This is a genomic window from Brevundimonas mediterranea, assembly GCF_011064825.1.
Lineage (GTDB): Bacteria > Pseudomonadota > Alphaproteobacteria > Caulobacterales > Caulobacteraceae > Brevundimonas > Brevundimonas mediterranea_A.
This window is the reverse complement of the sequence record NZ_CP048751.1, coordinates 809758-832971: the sequence shown is the minus strand read 5'-3', so window position 1 is coordinate 832971 and position 23214 is coordinate 809758. Positions and strand designations below refer to the sequence as shown.

Below are 23214 nucleotides of genomic sequence, written 5' to 3'. Positions count from 1 at the left end.
AAGGCGGGGGTTCAGTTCTGATCCACGTCGGGCGCGGCCGTTTCGTCCTGCAGCTTGTAGCGGACGGGAACAACGCACCGGACGCCGGCCTCGAACCCCGGCGTGGCCTGGCTGGACTGCACCAGCCGCAGGGCGTCGACGCCGAAGGCGGCGGCCGGCTGGGCCTCGATCACCGAGACGTTGCCGATCTGGCCCCAGGGGGCGATGTCGAAGCGGATCAACGCCCAGCCCTCAATGGAGCGCTCGTTGAAGACGGTCGGAAATACGGGATTGGCCCGAACGGCGAACCGGTCTGCGACGGCCGGCGGGCATTGCTGCAGCGGGTCTTCACGCTGATCTTCCGGCGTCAGCGGCGGAGCCGCGAGGGTCCCGCCCGAGCGATAGAGATTGTAGACACAGCCGGTCCGGGCCGGTCCGGGCTGCATCCGGGTCTCGGCCGCCGCACGGCGAGCCTCGGAGTCCAGGTCTACGTCGCCGGACGAGCCGAGAGTCTCGACGTCGGTCGCGCGGCCATCGGCGTCGATGTTCCAGCGGGTCACGGACCAACTGCGACCGCCGGGCGGGGGCTTGCGCCCTTTTTCAAAGTCGGGAAACACAACCGTGTCCGGTCGGCGGCCGCCGAACCGGTCGCCGCAGTCGGCGCCCTGTCCGCCCAGGCGTTTCGCCACGGCGTCGCGCAGGGCCCCGGTGGTCCGGGTGACGGCGAAATAGTTCAGCAGGTCCGGGACTTCCGCCTCGTCCAGTCGAACGCTGCGCCAGCGGATCGTCAAGCGGCAATCCTTGCGCGCTTGGGCGGGAAACCGCCAGGCGGCGAGACCGGCCTGCAGGATGTCGAAGGCTGCGGGGGCTGCGTCGGCGGGACGGATATCCACCGTGCGCCCATCCGACGCGACCGAGAAGGCCAGGATCGTCTCTGCGTCGGACATCCCCCGTCGCGCGGCCTGCTGCGCCGGCAGGTCGTCGGCGTAGAGGGGCTGAACCGCGAGGCCTTCGCACGTCGCTTCGGCCTGCGGCAGCTGCAGGATGGTGGTCTCGACCGACGGGGCCGGCCCGATCAGGACGGCGGGCCTGACGCTGATGGGCGAGGGCGTCGGAGGGGGCGGCCCCGCGTCCTGCAGCCGTGGGTCGGCCTTCGCCGAACCGGCCGTCGTTACGGCGCCGGCGGCCAGGATGCACAGGGCGGTCTGTAATGCGCGCATGACGATCTCCAACTGCACGGCATGGGTGCAGATGGGGCGGCGTCTGTCTAGCGTAAGTCTGTGAATTCGGCCCCAATTGAGCGAGGGGACGAAGCGTTCGGGGGGAACCCGTGCTCTTCGTCCCCTCGCCAAGTCCGGGTTGGACTTGGCCGGCTGGGTCGGACCCTGGCGTCAGCGCCGTTTCGAGCGAACCCGAAAGGGCGGTCGGCTGTATCCTGTCGCGCTCCGGGTCTCTGGCGTTCCACGGCCTTGCGGCCGCGTCGTCCGTCGATCCCGATCCGGTTCCCCGCCTTTCGTCGATCCTGAGACCGTCGAAGACCGGGGCCGTGGATCCCGCCTGGCGCACGTTACGATCCGAAGATCGCCCGATCACGCCGGGTCGGAGAGCCGGGCCGGTTCGCTTGAGGCCGGGGTCTCCCCCGATTTCCGCGCCGCCGTGTCCCTCGGCCAGTTGACGTTCTCGCGAAACCCGGTATGAGGCAAGCGCCCGAACTCGCCCCGATGTGCACGATTGGCCCGGCGGCGGTGGACAAGTCTGTGAACATCGGTGGACGGATCAAATTCGCCGTGGCGTATCAGCGGTTTGTGTTGTCCACAGAAACGCGACGTCAGTGCGCGGCGGGCTTTGGGTAGCTGAGAACGCACAGGGCGCCGGGGGCGGCGTCGACGATGCTGAAGCGGCCGTGAAGCTGATCCGTCAGGCCGAGGACGATGCGCAGGCCCAGGCTGCGTCCCTTGGCGGGATCGAAGCCCGGCGGCGGTCCGGCGCCGTCGTCGCGCACCTCCAGGCGGCGTTCCGCCCCCTGCTCATACAGGCGGACGTGGATGCGGCCGGGGCGGTCGGGGAAGGCGTGTTCCAGGGCGTTGTTGACGCATTCCAGCAGGATCAGGACGACCGGCGTGGCCTCGTCCGCCGTCAGGGCGTGCCGGGCTTCCTCGACCACGACGGCCACGTCGGTGCGGCCGGCGGCGTTCAGGGCGTCGAGGACCAGCTGGCGCGCCAGGTCGTCGAAGGGCGCCGCCGCGCCGTCGGCGTCGAGCAGGCTGCGCTGCACATTGGCGATCATGGCTGTGCGCGCCGAGGCGTCGGAGAGGGCGCGACGGGCGGCGGGATCCTTCGACATCCCGGCCTCGAGCCGCAGCAGTGCGCTGACCACCTGGATATTGTTGGAGACGCGGTGCTGGACCTCTTTCAGCAGCAGGTCGCGGCTCTCGGCCAGGGCGGCGTTGCGCGCCACCTCGCGCCGCAGATTGTCGGTCGCGGAGTTCATGCCGACGATGAAGAAGATGTCGACGGCGATGACGAAGACGTAAAAGGCCAGGGCCATCCCCGTCGCCAAGCTCCAGTCGAAACCGGGCGCGCCGATCCAGAACCACCAGGCGCTGAGACCTGACAGGACGGCAGTCAGGATCGCGGGCCACAGTCCGGCGAAATAGGCCACGACCACCACGGCCGGGAAGAAGGTCAGATAGGGGAAGCCGGGCGGGAACCAGTCGGCCAGGGCCATGCGGATCCCGAGCGCCGTCAGCCAGATGCAGATCGCCAGACCATAGCCAAAGGGGGGGCGACGAAACAGGTCCGGGTTCAAAGGCTTACTTCTCCCCCAATGCCCGCATCACGCGGCGCTCAAGTCTCTGGAGGTAGGTGAAATCCCTCAGTCCTACAATCGGGAATTTTCCTTATGACTTCAGGCGTCCGTTGAGCCAGGCGCGGACGGCCCCCCGCGCCCCCCGCGCGGCCGGGCCGCCGAAATGCAGGAAGCCGTGGGGGACTTCCGGCACGCGGATCAGGTCGGCCTCGGACGCCTCGCCCCAGCGGGTCGCCATCAACAGGCTGTCCTCGAACAGCGGGTCGTATTCGCCGGCCAGGAACAGAGCGGGCGGCAGGCCGGTCAGGTCGGCGTACAGGGGCGAGACGTCGGAACGGCGCAGGCCCGCCTCGTCGCGCTCGGGCGCCAGGCGGGCCAGGTCGGCCTGCATCGTGGGGCCGTTGAACAGCAGGGTGTCGGGGTCGGCCGAGCGGACGCTTTCCGTGCCCGACAGGTCGAAGACGCCGTAGGTGAAGACGCAGCCCTTGACCAGATCGATCAGCCCCTGGTCGCGCAGGGCCACGGCGGTCAGGGCCGCCAGATGGGCGCCGGCGGATTCGCCGGTCAGGAAGACGGTCGCCGCGCCCAGCCGGTCCACATTGGTGACGGTCCAGTGGGCGGCGGCCAGACAGTCGGATATGGCGGCCTCGATATAGATTCCGCGCCGCTCGGACAGCAGGCGATAGTCCACCGAGACGACGCAGAAGCCGTGGCGGGCCAGATGGGCGTTCAGCCGGTCGTTCAGCCCGGCGCTGCCCAGCACCCAGCCGCCGCCGTGGATGTCCAGGATGACGGCGCGAGGCGGACCTTCGGGCCGCAGGATGCGCAAGGGCACGGGCTGGTCGCCTTCCGTCTGCACGATCTCGACCGTGACGCCGCGCTTGCGCAGGCGCGGCACGGTGATCGCCCCGGCCGCCGCGTCCAGCCACAGCGACAGCCGCTGCCCGGCGTCGATCCGCCAGGCGTCGGTGCGCAGGCGCGGCGCCCGGGCCAGGACAGCGTTGATCCGCCGCACGGCCGCCTGCTGGGCGGGGGCGAAATCGACGACATGGGTGCGCAGGGTCATGTCAGTGGAGTGGGTGACGGCGGGTTTGGTTTCAAGGGGCGGCGGCGCCGGCCAACTCGCCAAACGCTGAAATCCGCCATAAGGTCGACGCCATGAAAAAGCTCACTCCGTTCGGCGTGCTTCTGATCTTCGGGCTGATCGGCCTGTTGACCAAGGATTTCGGCCTGTGGTTCGCCTTCGGCCTCGTCGCCTTCATCGCCGTGGGCGTGGCTCAGAACCGCCGCGGGGGATCAAAGACCCCCGCGGAAGGCGACGACGAAAAGGAAGGCTAGCTCGCCAGGGCCGCCTTCTTCTCTTCCAGCTCCAGCCATTCCAGTTCGGCGGATTCCAGGTCGGCGCGGGCCTTGTCGGCGGCCTTCATGGCGGCGTCGAAGGCCTTGGGGTCGCGGGCGTAGAGGCCGGGGTCGGCCAGCGTCGCGTCGTGTTTGGCGATCTGGCCGGGCAGGGCGTCGATCAGGGCCTCCAGCTCCTTCAGGCGGTGGGCGTCCTTGAAGGTCAGCTTGCCGACCTTCTTGGCGGCGACAGCGGGGGGCGGGGCCTCGGCGGCGCGCTGGGCGGCGGCCTTGTCCTGAGGGCGGGGATTGGCGCCGGGGCGCAGGAAGCCGGGGTTCTGGCGGATGAAGTCGGTCCAGCCGCCGGGGGTCTCGACGATGTCGCCGCGCCCGTTCAGGGCCAGGGTCGAGGTGGACAGCCGGTCGATGAAGTCGCGGTCGTGGCTGACCAGGATCAGGGTGCCGTCATAGTTCTCGAGCAGCTCTTCCAGCTTGTCGAGCGTGTCCATGTCCAAGTCGTTGGTCGGTTCGTCGAGGATCAGCAGATTGGCCGGCTTGGCCAGGGCGCGGGCCAGCAGCAGGCGGTTGCGTTCGCCGCCCGACAGGGTCGAGATCGGTTGGCGCAGCTGGGCCTCTGAAAACAGGAAGTCCTTGGCGTAGGCGGCGACGTGTTTGGACACGCCGCGCACCAGGATGCTGTCGCCGCCGCCCGGCGTCAGGGCGTCCCACAGGGTCATGTCCGACTTCAGCCCCTCGCGCGACTGATCCAGATAGACGGATTCCAGATTGGAGCCCATGCGGACCGTGCCCTCGTCCGGGGCCAGCTCGCCCAGCAGGGTCTTGACCAGGGTGGTCTTGCCCGCCCCGTTGGGGCCGACGACGCCCAGGCGGTCGCCGCGCATGATGCGGGTGGTCAGGTCCTTGAACAGGGTGCGGCCGGCGAAGCCCTTGGATACGCCCTTGATCTCGGCGACCAGCTTGCCCGACGTGCCGCCGGAATCGACGCCCAGATACAGTTCGCGCGGGGCGTCCTTCATCTTTTCGGCGCGTTCGGCGCGCAGGGCGTCCAGCGAGCGGGCGCGGCCCTCGTTGCGGCTGCGGCGGGCGGTGATGGAGGAGTAGAAGGTGACGGTCTCGCGCTCGATGGTCTTGGTCAGGCGGCGCAGGGCCTCGGCTTCCTCCTCCTGCACCTTGGTCGACCATTCGTCGAACTCGACGAAGCCCTTGTTCAGGGTGCGGACGCGGCGGTTCTCCAGCCAGTGGACCGTATTGGTGACGCGGTTCAGGAAGGCGCGGTCGTGGCTGACGACCAGCAGGGCGAACCGGGCCTGGATCAGCTCGTTCTCCAGCAGTTCGATGGCCAGGATGTCGAGGTGGTTGGTCGGCTCGTCCAGCAGCAGCAGGTCGGGCTCTTCGGCGAAGGCCTTGGCCAGGGCGGCGCGTCGGGTCTCGCCGCCGGACAGGCCTTGGGTCGATTTCTCGGGATCCAGGCCGAAGGTGGCCAGCCAGCTCTCGGCCGTCCAGGTCTCGGCCTCGCCGGACGAGGCGTAGTCCAGAAGGGTTTCGCCGGTGATTTCCGGTTCCTGCGGCACATAGGCGAAACGGACGGCGGACTGGACCGAACGGTCGCCGCTGTCGGGCTCGATCAGGCCCATGACCACCTTCATCAGGGTGGACTTGCCGGCGCCGTTGCGGCCGACGAGGGCCGCGCGGCTGCGCGGTTCGACCGCGAGGTCGACGCCGTCGAAGAGGGGGCGCTGGCCGTCCTGAAGGCGGACGTCCTTGAGTGCGACGAGGGGGGGTCTGGCTGCCATTGGCGGCCATATAGAGGAGGGACGCTCGATCCGCCACGGCCTTTGGGATTTGACAGATACCGTCCAGACGGTATGTAGCGGTCATGGACATCACGACACGCCGCCGCGCCCCCGACGACACCCGGGCCGAAATCATCGAAAAGGCGCTGGAAGTCGCCGCCGAACTGGGGGCGTCGGGCTTCACCCTGGATGCGGTGGCGGCGCGGACGACGGTCAGCAAGGGGGCCTTGCTGCACCATTTCCCCAGCAAGATCGCCTTGCTGGAGGGGATGATCGACCATCTGGGGGAAATGCACACCGACAGCGTCCTGGCCGAGGCGGCCCGGGACCCGGAGCCCTATGGCCGGAATGCGCGGGCCTATCTGCGGGCCACGGTGATCGAGCCCTTCACGCCTCAGGACATCAGCATCGGACGGGTTGTCATGGCCGCCTGCGCCATCGAACCCACACTGGCGCAACGCTGGAACGGCTGGATCGCCAAGGTGAAGATCGACGATCCCAGCGACCCGGTCGGCGCGGACGACGCATTGATGCTGAGGCTTATCGCGGACGGACTGTGGATGTCGGACATCTTCGGCACGCATGCGGTGTCGCTGGACCAGCGGCGGGCCCTGCTGTCGCTGCTGACGCCCGGCCATCTGATCACGGCCAACGAGGCGTGAGCCCCATAACCTGGGCCGCCCTGCTGGGGGCCATCGGGCTGGAGGTCGTGGGCACGACCCTGTTGCAGCAGAGCCAGCAGTTCACCCGGGTCTGGCCGACGGCGGGGATGGCGGTCTGCTACGGCCTGGCCTTCTATCTGCTGTCGGTCGCGCTGAAACAGATGCCGGTGGGGATCGCCTATGCGATCTGGAGCGGTCTGGGGGTGGTGGCGATCTCGGTGATCGGGGTGGTCGCGTTCCGCCAGAGGCTGGATTGGCCGGCGATCGCGGGCCTGGCGATGATCATCGGCGGGGTGGTGGTGATCAACCTGTTCTCAAAGACCGTCGGTCACTGAGCCGGGGGCGTGGGCGAACGGAGAGACCTGTCGAAACAGGGATGCTATGGGCCGGTCCAAGTCGCGGCCGCCATCTGATCGCCGCATCCACCGATTAGGCGCGCCGTCCCATGATCCCCGTTCCGTCCCCGCTTCAGCCTTATTGGGAAACCAAGACCCTGGTCGAGATGTCCACGGCCGAGTGGGAGGGACTGTGCGACGGGTGCGGCCTGTGCTGCGTGATCCGGTTCGAGGACGAGGATTCGGGCGCGGTGATCCCGACGCGGGTCCACTGCAAACTGTTCGATTCCGCCGCCTGTACCTGCGCCGACTATGCGAACCGCAAGGCCCAGGTGCCGGACTGCATCAAGCTGACGCCGCACAATATCCAGGCCCTGGCGTGGATGCCCAAGTCCTGCGCCTATCGCCGGCTGCACGAGGGGCGGCCGCTGGCGGCCTGGCATCCGCTGGTCTCGGGCGATCCGGAGACGGTGCATACGGCCGGGGTGTCGGTGCGGGGGCAGACGATCTCGGAACTGTCGCTGGCCGAGCCGGAGGATGCGCTGGATTTCGAGGCGCCGGAGTGGGCGGTCGAACGCGGGTAGAGGCTTTTTGCTGGCCTACCGCGCTTCGCGCTGCTTGAGGCCGGTTATGTCAGGCTTCCGGCGTCAACTGTTACAATGACGCTGGTCCAAATCGCTTAAATACAAACGCTTATGCTTTTCTCGGGGCGAGTTTCCAGCCTGAGGACGCTGGTGCGTTATGGTTTGGGCATGGCGGGAAAAGGCGAAGAGACGGGAACGGGCGGCGGCTGGCTGGCGTCCCTGTTCGAACGGCTGAAGACGGCGGTCGAGCGTGCGACCGACATGATCTGCAGCGAGGAACCCGAGACCCTGGACGAGGCGGAAAAGCTGGCGCGTCGCGCCGGGGTGATCGCGCGCGCCGCCAAGCTGGTGGACGCGATCCGCCCGCGCGTCGAGGCCGAAGACAGCGAAGAGGACGGGATGGGTGGACGGATCTACGACCCCGAAGAGGACGAGCGACTGCGACGCGAGTTGGCCGCTAACTGCGATCGGATCGAAGCGATCATCGAGAGCAAGCGAGATCGACAAGCTGGAGGGGGCCATACTGAGACGGGAGGCCCGCAAGGCTCTGGTGAACGATCACCAGATCGAACCGCCTAAGCCCGGCTGGTCCACCTGGCTTTTGCTGGGCGGGCGGGGATCGGGGAAGACCTTCGCCGGGTCGGTCTGGATCGACACCCTGGCGCGCAAGTCCAAGGTCAATCTGGCCCTGGTCGGCCCCGCCCTGCACGATGTGCGCGAGGTGATGGTCGAGGGCGCGTCGGGGATCAAGGCCCTGGCCGAACCGGGCGACCGGCCGCGCTGGGAGGCGGGGCGGCGGCGGTTGCTGTGGAAGAATGGATCGGCCGCCTACGCCTTTTCGGCGGAGGATCCGGACAGTCTGCGCGGGCCGCAGTTCCACGCCGCCTGGGCCGACGAATTCTGCGTCTGGCGCAAGCCCGAGGCGGTGCTGTCGAACCTGAGATTCGGCCTGCGTCTGGGGGCGGCCCCCAGGCTGGCGGTGACGACGACGCCCCGGCCGATCCCCGCGCTGCGGCGGCTGATGGCCGAGGCGGGGACACGGGTGGATCGGGCGGCCACGGCCCTGAACGCCAAGAATCTGTCGCCGGGGTTTCTGGCCCATCTGAGCGATGTGTACGGCGGGACCCGGCTGGCGGCGCAGGAGCTGGAGGGACAGGTGGTCGAAGGCGAGGGCGCCCTGTTCGGGGTCGAGGATCTGAAACGGGCGCGGGGAAGCCGGCCGGCCGAACTGGACCGGGTGATCGTGGCGGTCGATCCGCCGGCGAGCGCGCACGGCGACGCCTGCGGCATCGTGGTGGCGGGGCGCAAGGACCGGCGGGCCTTCATCCTGGCCGACCGGACGGTGCGGGGACTGTCGCCCGGCGGCTGGGCGGCGGCGGTGTGTCGGGCGGCGCGGGATTTCGACGCCCAGGAGGTGGCGGCCGAGGCCAACCAGGGCGGGGAGATGGTGCGCAACGTCCTGAGACAAGCCGACTGTCCGGCGCCGGTCGAACTGCTGCACGCCTCGCGGTCCAAGGCCGCGCGGGCCGAGCCGGTGGCCCTCCCCCGAGAGGGAGGGAGAGTCAGCGTGTGTCGGCATGACGCCGCTTTTCAGGGAGAGTGTGATGGTTTCGATCCGGTGGCCGTTCGGCCAGGGCGGGCGCGGGCGTGCGCCAAATCGGGGGGCGCCTGAAGAGAAGGCCAGTCGGACGGCGGTGCTGCTTTCGGGCGTGGGGCGGGCGCGGTGGACGCCCAACGACTACGCCAGTCTGGCGCGCGAGGGGTATCAGAAGAATGCGGTGGCCTATCGCTGCATCCGGATGATCGCGGAGGCGGCGGCCTCGGCGCCCTTTGCGGTGTTTGTGGAGGGGGTGCGGGACGAGGCCCATCCGTTGGCGCGGCTGATCCGCCGGCCCAATCCCGAACAGTCGGGGGCGGAGCTGATGGAGGCGGTCTATGGCGCGCTGCAGGTGTCGGGCAACGCCTGGGTCGAGGCGGTCGGGGACGAGGTCCCGGAGGAACTGTGGGCGCTGAGGTCGGACCGGGTGAAGGTGGTCCCCGGCCGGTCGGGCTGGCCCGAGGCGTGGGAGTATTGCGTCGACGGGCGGTCGGCGCGGATCGGGCGGGCCGCCGACGGCTGGGCGCCGGTGATGCAGCTGAAGCTGTGGCATCCGCTGGACGACTGGTACGGGCTGTCGCCGCTGGAGGCGGCGGCGCAGGGGGTGGACGCGCACAATGCGGCGGGGGCCTGGAACAAGGCCCTGCTGGACAATGCGGCGCGGCCGTCGGGCGCGCTGGTCTATGGGGCGCAGAAGGGCGAGCGGCTGACGGACGGGCAGTTCGAGGCGCTGAAGGATCAGCTGTCGTCCGCCTATTCCGGAACCGAGAACGCCGGGCGGCCGATCCTGCTGGAGGGCGGGATGGACTGGAAACCGCTGAGCCTGACGCCGGCCGAGATGGATTTCGTCGCCGGCAAACATGCGGCGGCGCGCGAGATCGCCCTGGCCTTCGGGGTTCCGCCGCAGCTGCTGGGGATACCGGGGGACGCGACCTACGCCAACTATCGCGAGGCCAACACCGCCTTCTGGCGGCAGACGGTCACGCCGTTGGTGCGCAAGGCGGCGGGGGCGATGACGGGCTGGCTGGGCGGGCGGTTCCCCGGTTGCGAGGTGCGGGCCGACCTGGAGGCGGTGCCGGCCCTTCAGGCCGAACGCGACAGTCTGTGGGCGCGGCTGGAGGCGGCGAGCTTCCTGACCGAGGAGGAGCGGCGGCGGATGGCGGGGGTGGGCGAATGAGCGATGCGGTGAAGAAGGCCGTCGCGGCCCTGATCGCGGCCCTGGCGGTTCAGACGGTCGGGGGGCTGGTCTGGGCCGGGGGCGCGGCGGCGCGGATCGCGACCCTGGAACAGAGGGTCGGGGAGCAGAGGCTGGTGGCAGAACGGCTGGCGCGGCTGGAGACGCAAGGGGAGGCGACGGCGGCGGCGGTGGAGCGGATCGAACGGAGGCTGGAGGGCGGATGAGAAAATTGGCGCACGATCTTCTCCCTCCCCGTTCCGGGGAGGGGGGGCGCGAAGCGACCGGGTGGGGGCGGCAGGGCAAGGGCGCACAGACGGGGAATGCATCGCCTGGCCCTTCCCACCCGGTCTCGCCTGCGGCTCGACCCCCCTCCCCCGCAGGGGGAGGGAGAGGCGGCGGGGCGCTGGTGATCGAAGGCTACGCCTCGCTGTGGGGCGTGGCCGATCTGAACGGGGACGTGGTGCAGGCGGGGGCGTTTGCGGACAGTCTGGCGAAGACGGGCGTCGAGGGGGTGCGGATGCTGAGCCAGCACGACGGCCGGGCGCCGGTCGGCGTCTGGGACCGGATCATGGAGGACGCGCGCGGCCTGTTCGTGCGTGGACGGATCGCGGACTGGTCGCCCGAAGCCCGCTTCGCCGCCGCCTTGAGCCGGGCGGGGGCGATGGACGGGCTGTCGATCGGATACCGCACCGCGCGGGCGCGGCGTCAGGGCCGGCTGCGGGTGCTGAGCGGGGTGGAGCTGTGGGAGGTGTCGCTGGTGACCTTCCCGATGCTGCCGGGCGCGCGGTTTAGGGCGGTGGGCCCATGACGGGGTTCGACCCGTTGCGGACATTTAGAAATGCCAGCGGCCATTCCAGTTTCCGCCTGCCACAAAAGCCTTTCGTCCACTAGGAAGCACGGTCCAGCGACCGAAGAGATAGGCTTCGGTGTCCAGCGGCTCACGATCAAAAGTACCTGTGCAGCTGGTTTCAGTCGCATAGACAGGTGTCGCCTCCGATGCGCCGGGCAGAAATGCTGCGCCAATAAGGCTTTGACCTAACAGCTGTGAATTTTCATTCACAAGATAGCGCTGTTCAAGTCTAAATTGCTCCACTTCCGGACCATGATTTCGAAAGCGAACTTCGAGAATTTCGAAGTCATCAAGACCTATGGGGACAGGGCGTTCTTCGAAGATGACCGTATCGTGCCCGATGCGACAAGCGTCCGCCACGCCTGGAACCGCTACGAGGAACGGTATGGCGACAATGATGGAGAGCAGATGGTCGCGTCGCATCGAACGAATTTCGCACAGGCTACTTCCGCAAACCACCCCTAGCGGTCGATGGCGACGATCGCTTTCCGGCTCCGCGTTAAAGGGCTCCTTCCGGCTCCGAGGCCCACGGCCGAAATCGACCCGTTGCGGACTTCGCTCTAGCGCGGCTGGATCAACGGATCACCTTCAAACCCCAATGTGTTCCATACCTGCCTTATGTAGCGATAAGCCCTCTCGCGGTCTTCTGTGGCGAACAGATCAACTTCGTTGATAGCTTTCGCGACGAGTCCTCGAACCTCGCCGTCACTTACCGGACCATCGGGTTGAGCAAGAAGCGCGTCGATGAGGTTATTCACGGCGGCATTGAGGGGGGCGACGTCCTCAGGCAGATCGGCGCCCGTGTAGCCAGACAGCAGGTCCGGTTGGAATTTGTTCTGCGCGCGAAGTTCGACCAGCTCAGCGCGGTTGTCATGGGTCAAGCTGTGCGGCTCATCAGCGACTGCAGCTTGGCATGCCAACAGTGAGATGCTGCACAACGTGGCAGCCAATAAATGGAGCGTTTGAATGATCGTTGCCATCGGGAGACGATAACACGGGAATGTCCCCTTCCCACCCCTCTCAGACATTCCGAGTGTCCGGGGCTAGGGTCACGGTCGTTCGCGGCGGGCGGCGGCCTGGGGCGACGCGGCGGCTTCAGCTTTCGGGCGCGGCGGCTTCGATTTCGGTCTGGAGCGCCTGCATCTCGGCGGTGATGGCCTGCATTTCCGCAGTGCATTCGTCGGATGAGATGGTGGCGGCGCGCGGGGAGGCCTTGCCCTTGTCGTAGGCGTCCAGGAGGAAGGCCGTGGCCGCCTTCTTGGCCGGATCGGTCTCGTTGGCCATCGAGGCGCGGATCTGATCCGCGACGCCGGGTGGGAACTGACGTTCGCAGGTCCCCAGGGTTTCGAACATGCGGGTCATGCCGGCGAAGACCTTGCTGACCTGCGCGGCCTGTTCAGGCGGCAGGGTGGACACGTCAGGCGGGGTTTGAAACGCCAGAGCGCCGGAAAAGGCCAGAACAAGACTGAACATGCGTGAAACTCCCCGATCTGAGCGGGGCGTAGCACGCTTTTTGACGGGCGGCAGCCGTCAATCACAGGTTTCGGGCGAGCCCGGATCACAAGGCGCCGACGACGGGCGCATTCAACGGAGACATCATGAAAGAGACCAAACAGGCTTCCGGCTCGCCCATTCTTGCGGGTTCTGGGGCGCAGGCTGTCGTGCGCGAGATGATGGCGGCGTTCGAGGCGTTCAAAGGGGCGAACGACGTCCGGCTGGGCGAGATCGAGAAGAAGGCGGTGGCCGATGTGCTGCTGGAGGAGAAGGTGGCGAGGATCGACCAGGCGGTGGCGGCGGCGCAGGCGCGGCTGGATCGGGTGATGAGCCAGAATAGGCGTCCGGCTATCGGCGGCGAGCCCGCCGAGCCGGCGTCGGCGCCAGAAGCCAAAGCGGCTTGGGACGGCTATCTGAAGACGGGCCAATCTGGCGCCCTGGAGGTCAAGGCGGGGTTGTCGGGCGGGGCGACCTCGGGCGGCTATGTCGTGCCGTATGAGACCGAGCGGGCCATCGAGCGGCGGCTGATGGCGGCCTCGCCGATGCGCGAGATCGCCACGGTGCGGACGGTGGCGGCCGGAGTGTTCAGAAAGCCGGTGTCGACGGCGGGCGTGGCCTGCGGCTGGGTGGCGGAGACGGCCGCGCGGCCCGAGACGGATCCGGCGACCCTGGCCCTGCTGGAGTTCCCCTCGGCCGATCTGTACGCCAATCCGGCGGCGACCCAGGCGTTGCTGGACGACGCCATGGTCGATCTGGACGAATGGCTGGCGGCCGAGGTCGAGGACGCCTTTGCGGCCCAGGAGACCCAGGCCTTCGTGGGCGGCGACGGGGTGAACAAGCCCAAGGGCTTCCTGACCTATCCGACCGTGGCGGACACGGATCAGGCCTGGGGGCAGATCGGTTCTGTGGCGTCGGGCGCGGCGGGCGGGTTTGCGCCGACCAGTCCGGCGGACCGGCTGATCGACCTGGTCTATGCGCCCAAGGCCCAGTACCGGCCGAACGGGCGGTTCGTGATGAACCGCAAGACGGTCTCGGCCGTGCGCAAGTTCAAGGACGCTGACGGCAACTACATCTGGCAGCCGGCGACGCGGCTGGGCGAGACGGCGTCGCTGCTGGGCTATCCGGTCACGGAGATCGAGACCATGCCGGATGTGGCGGCCAACAGTCTGTCCATCGCCTTCGGGGACTTCCAGCGGGGGTATCTGATCGTGGATCGGGCGGGGGTGCGGGTGCTGAGGGACCCCTATTCGGCCAAGCCCTATGTGCTGTTCTACACCACCAAGCGCGTCGGCGGCGGGGTGCAGAACTTCGACGCGATCAAGGTGATGAAGTTCAGCGCGGGGTGATCGTGACGCTCGTTTCTCCCTCCCCCTGCGGGGGAGGGCAGGCCGCGTGAGCGGCCGGGTGGGGGCGGCAGGGAAACCGAGCCCGGGTCGCCTGGCCCGCCCCACCCCGTCGCTGCGCGACGCCCCTCCCCCGTGGGGGAGGGAGAGTTCTGAATTCGAAAGGGGAGATCTGCATGGCGCAGCCGGTGACGGTGGCGGAGGCGAAGCTGTTTTTGCGGGTCGAGCACGAGGCGGAGGATGGTCTGATCCAGACCCTGATCGCGGCGGCCCAGGCGCGGGTGGAGGGGGATGTGGGGCTGAGCCTGACGTCCACCTCGCCGGCGGGGTTGCGGCTGGCGATCCTGATGCTGGTGCTGCGGGCCTATGAGCGGGGGGACGCCGAGATTCAGGTGGAGCCGGTCGAGGCCTGGGTCGCGCCGTATCGCGCGGTGCGGCTGTGAGCGCCGGCATGAGGGTGTTGGCGGCGTTGAAGGCGGATCCGGCGGTGGCGGCCCTGGTGGGCGGACGGGTGTTCGATCAGGCGCCGGAGGGGGCGGAGCATCCGCATCTGGTGATCGGCCAGTGCGAGAGCCGACCGGTGGCGGCGGACGGGGGCGGGGTGGAGCAGAGGCTGACCCTGACCGGGGTGTCGCGGTTCGCCGGATCGGAAGAGGCCAAGGCGGTGGCGGCGGCGGTGCGGGCGTGTCTGCACGAGGCGGTGCTGGAGGCCGACGGAGTGCGGACGGCGACGCTGAGGGCGAATTTCGCCGACGTGTTCCGGGCGGGGGACGGGCGGCGGACCTATGCGGTGGTGCGGCTGAGGGCGGTGACGGAGGAAGTGGCGAGTGGTTAGTGGCGAGTGGCGAGCTGGGTTCGGGAGGCGGACGCATCGGGGGACCCGCTGCGACGATTTTCCTCGCCACTCGTCACTCGCCACTCGCCACTCAAGAGCAAAGCGAGGACGAAAATGACCGCACAGGCGGGCAAGGACATGCTGCTGAAGATCGAGGGCGCGCCGGGCGTGTTCACGACGGTGGCGGGGTTGAGGGCGCGGACGATTTCGCTGAATGCGCGCACGGTGGATGCGACCGACGGCGACAGCGCCGGGCGGTGGCGCGAACTGCTGGCGGGGGCGGGAGTCAAGTCGGCGGCGGTGTCGGGCCAGGGGATCTTCCGCGATGCGGCTTCGGACGCCCTGGTGCGCGAAGCCTTCTTCGATCAGGCGGCGAGACGGTGGCGGCTGGTGGTGCCGGACTTCGGCGTGCTGGAGGGGCCGTTCCTGGTGGCGGCGCTGGAATACGCCGGCGAGCACGAGGGGGAGGCGACCTTTGCGCTGAGCCTGGCGAGCGCGGGCGAGATCGGGTTTTCGGCGACATGAGCGGCGGGGACTGGTCCCCCTCGGGCCGCGGGGCGGCCCTCTCCCCCCAAGGGGGGGAGATTGGCGCGCGGGGCGAGGTGGGGGTGGTGCTGGGCGGGGTGCGGCGTCGGGTGTGTCTGACCCTGGGGGCGCTGGCGGAGATCGAGACCGGGTTGGCGGTCGAGGGGCTGGCGGCGGCGGCGGAGCGGATGAAGGCTCTGTCGGCGCGGGATCTGATAGTGGTGCTGGCGGCGGTGCTGCGCGGGGGCGGGGAGACGGCGCCGGATGTGGCCGGGGTCGAGCCGCGCGAGGCGGCGCGGGCGGTGGCGGCGGCGTTCGAGGCGGCGGCGCGGTGAACTCGGGGGAGACCCCGTGGGGCGAGATGCTGCGGGCGGCGATGCGGATGGGAATCGCGCCGGAGGCCTTCTGGCGGCTGTCGCTGAAGGAGTGGCGGATGCTGACCGCGGCGCCGCGCGGAACGGCGCCGATGGGTCGGGCGGGGCTGACGAAGCTGATGGAGGACTGGCCGGATGACGGATGAATTCGGGCGCAGCGGGATCGAGGATCTGCCGCTGAAGACCGCCGAGGCCGGGGCGGCGCTGGAGGCGCTGAAAGGCCCGGCCGAGGATGCGGCCAATGCGATCGAGGCGGCGTTCGGACGGGCGGGCGACAGTCTGACCCGGTCGCTGGCGCGCGCGGCGGCGGACGGGGAGGTGTCGCTGTCGGAACTGGCGAAGGCGGTGCTGGATGCGGTGAATGCGGCGGCGGGGTCGGGCGGATCGGGCGGCGGACTGAGCGCGGCGATCCAGGCGGCGATGAGCAGTTTCGGCGGGGCGCGGGCCGACGGGGGGCCGGTGCTGGGCGGTGCAGCCTATCTGGTCGGGGAGCGCGGGCCGGAGGTGTTTCGCCCGGCGACCGGCGGCGAGGTCGGCCCCGTCTCTGGCGGCGGAGTGACGGTCAATGTGGCGGTGGACGGCGGGGCGCCGGCCCTGTTGCGGTCCGAGGCCCAGATCGCCCAGATGCTGGCGCGGGCGGTCAGCCTGGGGGCGCGGCGGATGTAGAAACGCCGCCCCGTCAAGGACGGGGCGGCGCTGAAGTCACTCAGGCAATGAGGCTATTCGCTCTTGGGGTTCGGGCCGAAGCGGTTGTCGCCCTGATCGCCTTCCACCAGGCCGATCCACAGCAGGAAGGCCAGGGGGACCAGGGCGGCGAGGACGAAGGCGCCCACGGCCGGTCCCATCATGGCGAAGAGAGCGGCGGGATTGTTCTCGTAATAGTCGGCGCCCACGCCGCCGGCGATGGCGGCGCCCATCACCATGAAGAAGCCGATGATCAGGAAGACGGTCGATGCGACCCAGGGGATGGCGACCAGCCAGCCGGTCTTGCCCATGTCGTGCAGGCGCTTCACCGAAATGGCGAGGTTCGGCCAGATCAGCACGAAGCCGAGCAGGTTGATGACGGGGATCCAGCTGATGACCACATTGACGCCCAGCAGGACCAGCCAGCCGATCCAGAAATGGCTACGACGGACGCGGCCCTCGAACGACAGGAACAGCTTCTGCCAGTCAAAGCCGGCGAGGGTGGTGTCGGTCGAGGCGGACAGACCGCCGGCGACGCCGACGGTCGAGGGGGCGCCGGCCAGGATCAGGATCTGTGTCGCCTCTTCACCCTCGGGCACGAAGTCGACCCGGACGCCGGCGGCGGGCACGGCCGGGGACTGAAGGCTGGATGAGACGAAACTGTAGCGCACGCCGTCGTCGCCGCTGATCAGGCCGGTTCCGGCCGTGGTGTCATAGCTGAGGATTTCGCCGCGCAAGTCTTCGCTCCCGTCTCGATACGGCCATTGCGGCCGCGATGGGGCGAGCATGGACGAGCGGCGCTCTGCGAACAAGTGAAACAGGGGACAGGTTCGGATGGACTTCCATGAGGTGCGGCTGCCCGCGCGGCTGGCCTTCGGCTCGACCGGCGGGGTCGAGCGAAGGACGGAGATCACCACCCTGGGCTCCGGATTCGAGCGGCGGTCCAGCCCCTGGGCGATGGGGCGTCGGCGGTATCTGATCGGGGCGAACCTGAGGTCGCTGGACGACATGGCGGCGCTGATCGCCTTCTTCGAGGCGCGGCGGGGGCGGCTGTACGGGTTCCGGTTCAAGGACTTCGCCGATTTCAAGTCGTGCGCGCCCAGCGGGACGGTCTCGGCGGGGGATCAGGCGCTGGGCGTCGGCGACGGGGTGCGGACGGTGTTCCCGCTGATCAAGGCCTATGGCGACGTGGAGCGGTCGATCGTCAAGCCGGTCGAGGGGACGGTCAGGGTCGCGGTCGGGGGCGTCGAGACTTCGGGCTTTGCGGTGGACGCGGCGACCGGGGCGGTGAGCCTGGCGGTCGCGCCGGCGGCGGGCGCTGCGGTGACGGCGGGCTTTCAGTTCGACACCCCGGTGCGGTTCGACACGGACCGGATCGAGACGACCCTGGAGAGTTTCGACGCCGGGCGGATGGCGGCCGTTCCGCTGATCGAGGTGCGGGTCTGAAGCGGGTGAATGGTGAGTGGTGGATGGCGAGGAGAGGGGCGGCGTGGCTCGGGAGGCCGCCGCTCACGATTCACGAGTCACGCCCTCACGATTTCACGCCCTCACGACAGAGGTGACGATGAGAGACATACCGGACGAAATGGCCGCCCGCATCGAGAGCGGGGCGGCGAGGCTTTGTCATGTCTGGCGGCTGGAGCGGGCCGACGGGGCGGTGACGGGCTTCACCGATCACGACCGGGATTTGGTGGTGGACGGGGTGGTCTGTCGGGCCGGGAGCGGCTGGACGGCCGGGGCGGCCGAGAGCGCCGTGGGCCTGGCGGCGGGGTCGGTCTCGGCGGCGGGCGCGCTGGATGACGCGGCGATCACCGAGGCGGATGTGGCGGCGGGGCGGTTCGATGGGGCGAAGGTCGAGCTGTGGCGGGTGGACTGGTCGGAGCCAGATTTGAAGGTTCGGCTGTGGGCCGGGACCCTGGCGCGGATGCGGCGCGAGGAGGGGCGGTTCCTGGCCGATCTGGAAGGGCCGCTGTCGAAGCTGGAGCGGGTGGTCGGGCGGACCTATGGCCGGATGTGCGACGCGCGGCTGGGGGATGAACGCTGCGGGATCGCGGCGGCGGGACGGCGCTGTGACAAGCGGTGGGAGACCTGTGTCCGGACGTTCGGGAATGGAGTGAATTTCCGGGGCTTTGCGGACGTGCCGGGGGATGACTTCCTGACGGCCTATCCGGCGGGAGGCGCGCGGAACGACGGCGGGAGCCGGCGGTGAGGGGAGCGACGACGGTGATTTCTCCCTCCCCCTGCGGGGGAGGGGCAGCGCGCAGCGATGACGGGGTGGGGGCGGCAGGGGCAGCGGGCGCGGGTCGCCTGGCCCTTCCCACCCGGTCTCGCCTCCGGCTCGACCCCCCTCCCCCGCAGGGGGAGGGAGAGGCGCGTGCGGCGGCGGTGGCTGTTGCGCGGGCCTGGCTGGGGACGCCGTATCGGCATCAGGCCAGCATGAAGGGCGTGGGGGCGGATTGTCTGGGGCTGGTGCGCGGGGTGTGGCGCGAGGTGGTCGGGGCGGAGCCGGAGGGTCTGCCCGCCTATTCGCCGGACTGGGCCGAGACCGGCGGGCGCGAGACCCTGCTGGCGGCGGCAGGGCGGTGGCTGACGCCCGTGCCGGTCGAGGCGATGCGGACTGGGGACGTGCTGCTGTTTCGCATGTCGCCGGGGGCGGCGGTGAAACTTCGCATGTCGCCGGGGGCGGCGGTGAAACACTGCGCCATCCTGAGCGACACCGGCGGGCCGGAGCCGAGGATGATCCACGCCTATTGGGGACGGGCGGTGGTGGAGAGCTGGATGGGGATGTGGTGGCGTAGGCGTTTGGCGGCGGTGTTCCGGTTTCCGGATTGAATATCTCCCTCCCCGACCGGGGAGGGCAGGGCGAGCCGTAGGCGAGACCGGGTGGGGCGGGCAAGGCGATACACGCTCGGTCCGTGCGGCCTTGCCGGGCCGCCCCCACCCGGCCGCTGCGCGGCCCCCCTCCCCCGCGGGGGAGGGAGACGATTTGAGGAGGCGTAGATGGCGCAAGTCGTACTGAGCGCGGTGGGGCAGTCGGTCGGGGGCCCGGTCGGGCGGGTGATCGGGGCGACGATCGGGCGGGCGATCGACAATCGGGTGGTCGGATCGCTGTCGCCGGCGCGGCAGGTCGGGCCTAGGCTGGAGGCCCTGAAGGTGCAGGGGACGGCGGAGGGGGCGCCGATGGCCTGTGTGTTCGGGCGGGCGCGGGTGACGGGTCAGGTGATCTGGGCGGCGCGGTTTCTGGAAGCCAAGGCCAAGGGACGGGCGGGCAAGGGCGGGCCGAAGACGGTCGACTATGTCTATTCGCTGAGTTTCGCCGTGGCCCTGTGCGAGGGGGAGATCGATGGGATAGGGCGGGTCTGGGCCGACGGACGGCTGATGGACCTGAACGGCGTGGCGATGCGGGTGTATCGCGGGGGCGAGGACCCGACGCCCGATCCGCTGATCGAGGCGGTCGAAGGGGCGGCGCCTGCCTATCGGGGCACGGCCTATGTGGTGTTCGAGGACCTGCCGTTGGGGCCGTTCGGGGACCGGGTTCCGCAGTTGAGTTTCGAGGTGTTCCGGCGACCGCGCGGGGAACGGGCGCGGCTGGAGGACTTGCTGGAAGGCGTGTGTCTGATCCCCGGCGCGGGGGAGTTCGCCCTGGCGACCGAGGCGGTGATGCGGCGCGAGGGGTTGACGCGGACGGCGGCGGAGAATGTCCACAACGGCGAGGGCCGGGCGGACCTGGTCGTGTCGCTGGACCAGCTGCAGGCGCAGCTGCCGAACCTGAAACGGGTCAGTCTGGTGGTGGGATGGTTCGGGGATGATCTGCGGGCCGGGCATTGCCGGGTGCGGCCGGGGGTGGAGCGGCGCGACAAGCCGACCGAACCGATGGACTGGTCGGTGGCGGGAGTGGAAAGGCATGAGGCGTACGAGGTCAGTCGGGCCCCCTCCGTCGGCTTCGCCGACACCTCCCCCAGCGGGGGAGGATCTGCCCCGGCCTATGGCGGGACGCCGTCGGACGAGAGCGTGCGGCAGGCGATCCGCGAGCTGAAGGCGCGGGGGCTGGAGGTGACGCTGTATCCGTTCGTCTTCATGGACTGCCCCGGCTATCCGTGGCGCGGAAGGGTGGCGGGCGTGGACGGGACGGGGGCGACGACGGAGATCGCGGCCCTGTTCGGCGGGGCGGACGATTGGGGGCTGCGGCGGATGGCGCTGCACTATGCCCGGATCGCGGCCGAGGAAGGGGCGGACGGCCTGTTGATCGGGTCGGAGATGCGGGGGGTGACCTGGACGCGGGATGCGGCCGGGGGCTTTCCGGCGGTGGCGCAGTTCCGGGCGCTGGCGGCGGAGTGCCGGGCGGTGGTCGGGCCGGGGGTGAAACTGTCCTATGCGGCCGACTGGAGCGAATATTTTGGACGGCAGACGGGCGGGGAGGTGGTGTTTCACCTGGACCCGCTGTGGGCCGATACGAATATCGATCATGTGTCGATCGACTGGTATCCGCCGTTGACCGACTGGCGCGAGGGCGACGGCGGGGTGGATTCTGCGGTGTTCGATGGGGCGGCGGACCCGGCCTATCTGGCGGCGGGCGTCGCGGGCGGCGAGGGGTTCGACTGGTTCTATGCAGGCGAGACCGACCGGGCGGCGCAGGCCAGGACGCCCATCGTCGATACGGCGCACGGCGAGGACTGGCTGTTCCGACCCAAGGACCTGAAGGGGTGGTGGTCGAACCTTCACCATGACCGGCCGGGCGGGGTGCGCTCGGCGACGCCGGCGGCCTGGGTTTCGGGGATGAAGCCGGTGCGGCTGTCGGAGTTCGGCTGTGCGGCGGTGGACCGGGGCGGCAATGCGCCGAACCTGTTCCAGGATCCCAAGAGCAGCGAGAGCCGCCTGCCGCCGGGATCGACCGGCGCGCGCGACGACGCGGTGCAGCGGGCGGCGCTGGAGGCGGTGCTGAGTCATTATGCGGCGGCCGTGAACAATCCGGTGTCGGCGGTCTATGGCGGGCGGATGCTGGCGGGGGCGGACGCCTGGTGCTGGGACGCGCGTCCCTATCCGGCCTTTCCGGCGCGGGGGGACGTCTGGGCGGATGCAGGGGCGTGGCGGGCCGGGCACTGGCTGAACGGACGGCTGGCGGGGGACGGGCGCGACCTGATCGCGGCGGTGCTGGCGCGGGGCGGTCTGGCGGCGGACGAGAGGGCGGTTGAGGGCGTCGAGGGGGCGGCGGCCGGCTATGTGATCGACCGGCCGATGCGGACGCGCGATGCGCTGGAGCCGCTGCTGGCGGCGTTCGATGCGGTGGCGGCTGAACGGGACGGGCGGGTGGCGGTGCTGGGGCGGACGGCGGTTTGCGCCGATCTGGCGCGTGAGGCCCTAGCTCTGCCGGATCAGGGGGCGGCGGAGACGGCGACGCGGGCGCTGGAGCCGCGACCCGGCGAGGCGAGGGTGCGGTTCATCGACGAGACGGCCGATTATCAGACCGGGGCGGTGGTCGTGCGGGCCGAGGACCCTGAGGCGGCGACGGGCGGCGGGGTGGATCTGGATCTGCCGCTGGCGTGCGGCGGCGGTCTGGCGCGGGCGGCGGCGGAGCGGGCCCTGGACGGGGCTGGGGCGGAGACGACGACCCTGGCGCTGGGGCCGCTGGAGGCCTTGCGGCTGGAGCCGGGAGATGTGGTGCGGCTGGAGGGCCGCGAGGGCGACTGGCGGGTGACGCGGACGACGGCGGACGAGACGCCGTCGGCGGTGCTGGAGCCGGTCGGGGTCCGGCGGACCTTTGAGGATCAGGGCGGCGGGCGCGGCGGCGAGGCGCCGCCCGTGGTCGGGGCGCCCTTCGTGCGGGTGATGGACCTGCCGCCCCTGATGGGGGGCGAGGACGACGAGCGGCCGGTCGTGGCGGCGGCGGCTGAGCCGTGGCGGCCGATGCGGCTGCACGCCGGGGCCGGGGCGGAGACTCTGACGGCGCGGGGCGACTTGGAGACGGCGGCGACGGTCGGGGTTCTGGTCCAGCCGCTGGGACCGGGGGTTCGGCATCGTTGGGACGAGATTCAGGCCCTGACGGTTCGGGTCGAGGGAGCGGCGCCGCAGAGCGCCTCGGCGCTGGCGGTGCTGGGCGGGGCCAACGCCCTGGCGGTCGAGACGGCGGCGGGATGGGAGGTGGTGCAATATCGGTCGGCGACCCTGGTCGGGGCGGAGACCTGGCGGCTGACGGGCTTGCTGCGCGGACAGCAGGGCACCGAGGTCGAGATGCAGGCCGGGGCGGCGGCGGGATCGGTGGCGGTGTTTCTGGACGAGCGGCTGGCGCGGGCCGAAATCGGGCGCAATGAACGGGGACTGCCGCTGATCTGTCGCGTCGGACCGGCGGGGGCGGCGCCGGGCGGGGCGGGGTTCCGCGAGGCCGGCTTCACCTTGCAGGGCCTGTACGCCCGGCCGTGGTCGCCGGCGGGGCTGATTGTGGAGGCCGGGGCGGAAGTATGGACGGTGCGGTGGACGCCGCGCGTGCGCCTGTATGGGGACGGATGGGACGGGGAGCCTGCGGGGGTGGATCCGATGCGGTTCCGGGTGCAGGTGAGGGACGCCGGGGCGGTGCGACGGACGATGGAGGTCGAGGGGATGACGGTTCTGTATTCCGCCGCCGAGCGGGCGGCGGACTTTCCTGGGGGCGTGACCCCGACGGCGCGGATCGGCGTGGCGCAGTGGGGCGAGGGGTTCGGCTGGGGCGTGGAGGCGGAAATCGGCCTGATCTGAGCAAATATGCCGGGTCCGGCCCTTTGCGGGGGCGGGAGCATGGCTTAACTGACGGCCTCTTGGTGTTTTCAGTTGGAGCGGCAAC

The 23214-nt window shown here is 70.0% G+C and carries 28 protein-coding genes; 20 read left to right on the top strand and 8 right to left on the bottom strand.

Annotated elements, in window-relative coordinates; genetic code table 11:
• Positions 1 to 11: 11 nt before the first annotated feature.
• The 3 genes from GYM46_RS04140 to GYM46_RS04130 all read right to left on the bottom strand — a co-directional run bounded on the left by GYM46_RS04140 (position 12) and on the right by GYM46_RS04130 (position 3854).
• Positions 12 to 1199: a TonB family protein gene (locus tag GYM46_RS04140; protein ID WP_040349252.1), complete on the bottom strand. Its 1188-nt coding sequence runs from the start codon at positions 1197 to 1199 to the stop codon at positions 12 to 14.
• 608 nt (positions 1200 to 1807) lie between these two features.
• On the bottom strand, positions 1808 to 2788 hold the full coding sequence (locus GYM46_RS04135; RefSeq protein ID WP_008264140.1) for a sensor histidine kinase: 981 nt from the start codon (positions 2786 to 2788) through the stop codon (positions 1808 to 1810).
• A 91-nt stretch (positions 2789 to 2879) separates the two neighbouring features.
• On the bottom strand, positions 2880 to 3854 hold the full coding sequence (locus GYM46_RS04130) for an alpha/beta hydrolase (protein WP_008260191.1): 975 nt from the start codon (positions 3852 to 3854) through the stop codon (positions 2880 to 2882).
• Positions 3855 to 3946: 92 nt separating this feature from the next.
• On the opposite strand from GYM46_RS04130, the gene GYM46_RS04125 reads away from it, so the two are divergent.
• Positions 3947 to 4126: a hypothetical protein gene (locus tag GYM46_RS04125; protein WP_008264376.1), complete on the top strand. Its 180-nt coding sequence runs from the start codon at positions 3947 to 3949 to the stop codon at positions 4124 to 4126.
• Here the strand turns inward: GYM46_RS04125 and GYM46_RS04120 are convergent.
• Positions 4123 to 5940, bottom strand: a complete 1818-nt coding sequence (locus GYM46_RS04120) for an ABC-F family ATP-binding cassette domain-containing protein (RefSeq protein WP_008263494.1) — start codon at positions 5938 to 5940, stop codon at positions 4123 to 4125. The two genes, GYM46_RS04125 and GYM46_RS04120, sit on opposite strands and share 4 nt — an antisense overlap.
• A gap of 83 nt (positions 5941 to 6023) precedes the next feature.
• On the opposite strand from GYM46_RS04120, the gene GYM46_RS04115 reads away from it, so the two are divergent.
• The 8 genes from GYM46_RS04115 (at position 6024) to GYM46_RS04080 (ending at position 11103) form a co-directional block, all read left to right on the top strand.
• Positions 6024 to 6602: a TetR/AcrR family transcriptional regulator gene (locus GYM46_RS04115; protein WP_008262040.1), complete on the top strand. Its 579-nt coding sequence runs from the start codon at positions 6024 to 6026 to the stop codon at positions 6600 to 6602.
• Positions 6599 to 6937 carry a DMT family transporter gene (locus tag GYM46_RS04110; RefSeq protein ID WP_008264225.1) on the top strand — a complete coding sequence of 113 codons (339 nt, stop codon included), beginning with the start codon at positions 6599 to 6601 and terminating at the stop codon, positions 6935 to 6937. The genes GYM46_RS04115 and GYM46_RS04110 overlap by 4 nt, the downstream gene beginning before the upstream one ends.
• Positions 6938 to 7047: 110 nt before the next feature.
• Positions 7048 to 7521, top strand: coding sequence for a YcgN family cysteine cluster protein (locus GYM46_RS04105; RefSeq protein WP_008259885.1), 474 nt, complete (start codon positions 7048 to 7050; stop codon positions 7519 to 7521).
• Positions 7522 to 7671: 150 nt separating this feature from the next.
• Positions 7672 to 8100 (top strand): hypothetical protein, encoded by a 429-nt coding sequence (locus GYM46_RS16800; RefSeq protein WP_156796399.1) that lies wholly within the window; start codon positions 7672 to 7674, stop codon positions 8098 to 8100.
• The gene (locus GYM46_RS04095; protein WP_232216207.1) at positions 8072 to 9193 is read left to right on the top strand and encodes a terminase large subunit domain-containing protein; all 1122 of its coding nucleotides are present in this window, start codon (positions 8072 to 8074) and stop codon (positions 9191 to 9193) included. The genes GYM46_RS16800 and GYM46_RS04095 overlap by 29 nt, the downstream gene beginning before the upstream one ends.
• Positions 9126 to 10295, top strand: coding sequence for a phage portal protein (locus GYM46_RS04090; protein ID WP_050771596.1), 1170 nt, complete (start codon positions 9126 to 9128; stop codon positions 10293 to 10295). The genes GYM46_RS04095 and GYM46_RS04090 overlap by 68 nt, the downstream gene beginning before the upstream one ends.
• Positions 10292 to 10519, top strand: a complete 228-nt coding sequence (locus GYM46_RS04085) for a hypothetical protein (RefSeq protein ID WP_008260383.1) — start codon at positions 10292 to 10294, stop codon at positions 10517 to 10519. The genes GYM46_RS04090 and GYM46_RS04085 overlap by 4 nt, the downstream gene beginning before the upstream one ends.
• A 182-nt stretch (positions 10520 to 10701) precedes the next feature.
• Positions 10702 to 11103 carry an HK97 family phage prohead protease gene (locus tag GYM46_RS04080; RefSeq protein WP_008262227.1) on the top strand — a complete coding sequence of 134 codons (402 nt, stop codon included), beginning with the start codon at positions 10702 to 10704 and terminating at the stop codon, positions 11101 to 11103.
• Positions 11104 to 11127: 24 nt separating this feature from the next.
• Here the strand turns inward: GYM46_RS04080 and GYM46_RS04075 are convergent, their stop codons facing one another.
• The 3 genes from GYM46_RS04075 to GYM46_RS04065 all read right to left on the bottom strand — a co-directional run bounded on the left by GYM46_RS04075 (position 11128) and on the right by GYM46_RS04065 (position 12618).
• Positions 11128 to 11568 (bottom strand): hypothetical protein, encoded by a 441-nt coding sequence (locus GYM46_RS04075; RefSeq protein WP_156796400.1) that lies wholly within the window; start codon positions 11566 to 11568, stop codon positions 11128 to 11130.
• Between the two features lie 137 nt (positions 11569 to 11705).
• Positions 11706 to 12026, bottom strand: coding sequence for a DUF4844 domain-containing protein (locus GYM46_RS04070; protein WP_156796401.1), 321 nt, complete (start codon positions 12024 to 12026; stop codon positions 11706 to 11708).
• Positions 12027 to 12240: 214 nt separating this feature from the next.
• Positions 12241 to 12618 (bottom strand): hypothetical protein, encoded by a 378-nt coding sequence (locus tag GYM46_RS04065; RefSeq protein WP_008263380.1) that lies wholly within the window; start codon positions 12616 to 12618, stop codon positions 12241 to 12243.
• Positions 12619 to 12743: 125 nt separating this feature from the next.
• Between GYM46_RS04065 and GYM46_RS04060 the strand changes: the two genes are divergently transcribed.
• The 7 genes from GYM46_RS04060 (at position 12744) to GYM46_RS04030 (ending at position 16382) form a co-directional block, all read left to right on the top strand.
• Positions 12744 to 13985: a phage major capsid protein gene (locus tag GYM46_RS04060; protein ID WP_008263383.1), complete on the top strand. Its 1242-nt coding sequence runs from the start codon at positions 12744 to 12746 to the stop codon at positions 13983 to 13985.
• A gap of 173 nt (positions 13986 to 14158) precedes the next feature.
• Positions 14159 to 14425 (top strand): head-tail connector protein, encoded by a 267-nt coding sequence (locus tag GYM46_RS04055; protein WP_008259165.1) that lies wholly within the window; start codon positions 14159 to 14161, stop codon positions 14423 to 14425.
• An 8-nt stretch (positions 14426 to 14433) separates the two neighbouring features.
• Positions 14434 to 14817, top strand: a complete 384-nt coding sequence (locus GYM46_RS04050; protein ID WP_040349258.1) for a DUF3168 domain-containing protein — start codon at positions 14434 to 14436, stop codon at positions 14815 to 14817.
• Positions 14818 to 14931: 114 nt separating this feature from the next.
• Positions 14932 to 15342, top strand: a complete 411-nt coding sequence (locus GYM46_RS04045; RefSeq protein WP_164952607.1) for a phage major tail protein, TP901-1 family — start codon at positions 14932 to 14934, stop codon at positions 15340 to 15342.
• Complete coding sequence (locus tag GYM46_RS04040) at positions 15339 to 15677, top strand: GTA-gp10 family protein (RefSeq protein WP_083793329.1); 339 nt, start codon at positions 15339 to 15341, stop codon at positions 15675 to 15677. The genes GYM46_RS04045 and GYM46_RS04040 overlap by 4 nt, the downstream gene beginning before the upstream one ends.
• Positions 15674 to 15862 carry a phage tail assembly chaperone gene (locus tag GYM46_RS04035; RefSeq protein WP_040349260.1) on the top strand — a complete coding sequence of 63 codons (189 nt, stop codon included), beginning with the start codon at positions 15674 to 15676 and terminating at the stop codon, positions 15860 to 15862. Before GYM46_RS04040 ends, GYM46_RS04035 begins: the two co-directional genes overlap by 4 nt.
• Positions 15852 to 16382, top strand: a complete 531-nt coding sequence (locus GYM46_RS04030) for a phage tail length tape measure protein (RefSeq protein ID WP_008260145.1) — start codon at positions 15852 to 15854, stop codon at positions 16380 to 16382. Before GYM46_RS04035 ends, GYM46_RS04030 begins: the two co-directional genes overlap by 11 nt.
• 53 nt (positions 16383 to 16435) lie before the next feature.
• Here the strand turns inward: GYM46_RS04030 and GYM46_RS04025 are convergent, their stop codons facing one another.
• Positions 16436 to 17137: a DUF805 domain-containing protein gene (locus GYM46_RS04025; RefSeq protein ID WP_008260725.1), complete on the bottom strand. Its 702-nt coding sequence runs from the start codon at positions 17135 to 17137 to the stop codon at positions 16436 to 16438.
• A gap of 97 nt (positions 17138 to 17234) precedes the next feature.
• Between GYM46_RS04025 and GYM46_RS04020 the strand changes: the two genes are divergently transcribed.
• The 4 genes from GYM46_RS04020 (at position 17235) to GYM46_RS16940 (ending at position 23129) form a co-directional block, all read left to right on the top strand.
• Entirely contained in the window at positions 17235 to 17846 is a 612-nt protein-coding gene (locus tag GYM46_RS04020) for a DUF2460 domain-containing protein (RefSeq protein WP_008262481.1), read from the top strand.
• Positions 17847 to 17964: 118 nt separating this feature from the next.
• Positions 17965 to 18609, top strand: a complete 645-nt coding sequence (locus GYM46_RS04015; RefSeq protein ID WP_040349261.1) for a baseplate hub protein — start codon at positions 17965 to 17967, stop codon at positions 18607 to 18609.
• A 176-nt stretch (positions 18610 to 18785) separates the two neighbouring features.
• Positions 18786 to 19232, top strand: a complete 447-nt coding sequence (locus GYM46_RS04010) for an NlpC/P60 family protein (RefSeq protein ID WP_040349263.1) — start codon at positions 18786 to 18788, stop codon at positions 19230 to 19232.
• 168 nt (positions 19233 to 19400) lie between these two features.
• On the top strand, positions 19401 to 23129 hold the full coding sequence (locus GYM46_RS16940) for a baseplate multidomain protein megatron (protein ID WP_008264339.1): 3729 nt from the start codon (positions 19401 to 19403) through the stop codon (positions 23127 to 23129).
• Positions 23130 to 23214: the final 85 nt, after the last annotated feature.

Bases quoted from the DNA above. Each gene is read 5' to 3' on its own strand.
- GYM46_RS04105 (WP_008259885.1), top strand. From the start codon at position 7,048: ATGATCCCCGTTCCGTCCCCGCTTCAGCCTTATTGGGAAACCAAGACC.
- GYM46_RS04125 (WP_008264376.1), top strand. From the start codon at position 3,947: ATGAAAAAGCTCACTCCGTTCGGCGTGCTTCTGATCTTCGGGCTGATC.
- GYM46_RS04050 (WP_040349258.1), top strand. From the start codon at position 14,434: ATGAGGGTGTTGGCGGCGTTGAAGGCGGATCCGGCGGTGGCGGCCCTG.
- GYM46_RS04075 (WP_156796400.1), bottom strand. From the start codon at position 11,568: ATGCGACGCGACCATCTGCTCTCCATCATTGTCGCCATACCGTTCCTC.
- GYM46_RS16940 (WP_008264339.1), top strand. From the start codon at position 19,401: ATGGCGCAAGTCGTACTGAGCGCGGTGGGGCAGTCGGTCGGGGGCCCG.
- GYM46_RS04040 (WP_083793329.1), top strand. From the start codon at position 15,339: ATGAGCGGCGGGGACTGGTCCCCCTCGGGCCGCGGGGCGGCCCTCTCC.
- GYM46_RS04115 (WP_008262040.1), top strand. From the start codon at position 6,024: ATGGACATCACGACACGCCGCCGCGCCCCCGACGACACCCGGGCCGAA.
- GYM46_RS04030 (WP_008260145.1), top strand. From the start codon at position 15,852: ATGACGGATGAATTCGGGCGCAGCGGGATCGAGGATCTGCCGCTGAAG.
- GYM46_RS04140 (WP_040349252.1), bottom strand. From the start codon at position 1,199: ATGCGCGCATTACAGACCGCCCTGTGCATCCTGGCCGCCGGCGCCGTA.
- GYM46_RS04065 (WP_008263380.1), bottom strand. From the start codon at position 12,618: ATGTTCAGTCTTGTTCTGGCCTTTTCCGGCGCTCTGGCGTTTCAAACC.
- GYM46_RS04020 (WP_008262481.1), top strand. From the start codon at position 17,235: ATGGACTTCCATGAGGTGCGGCTGCCCGCGCGGCTGGCCTTCGGCTCG.
- GYM46_RS04045 (WP_164952607.1), top strand. From the start codon at position 14,932: ATGACCGCACAGGCGGGCAAGGACATGCTGCTGAAGATCGAGGGCGCG.
- GYM46_RS04055 (WP_008259165.1), top strand. From the start codon at position 14,159: ATGGCGCAGCCGGTGACGGTGGCGGAGGCGAAGCTGTTTTTGCGGGTC.
- GYM46_RS04015 (WP_040349261.1), top strand. From the start codon at position 17,965: ATGAGAGACATACCGGACGAAATGGCCGCCCGCATCGAGAGCGGGGCG.
- GYM46_RS04085 (WP_008260383.1), top strand. From the start codon at position 10,292: ATGAGCGATGCGGTGAAGAAGGCCGTCGCGGCCCTGATCGCGGCCCTG.
- GYM46_RS04060 (WP_008263383.1), top strand. From the start codon at position 12,744: ATGAAAGAGACCAAACAGGCTTCCGGCTCGCCCATTCTTGCGGGTTCT.
- GYM46_RS04130 (WP_008260191.1), bottom strand. From the start codon at position 3,854: ATGACCCTGCGCACCCATGTCGTCGATTTCGCCCCCGCCCAGCAGGCG.
- GYM46_RS04090 (WP_050771596.1), top strand. From the start codon at position 9,126: ATGGTTTCGATCCGGTGGCCGTTCGGCCAGGGCGGGCGCGGGCGTGCG.
- GYM46_RS04120 (WP_008263494.1), bottom strand. From the start codon at position 5,940: ATGGCAGCCAGACCCCCCCTCGTCGCACTCAAGGACGTCCGCCTTCAG.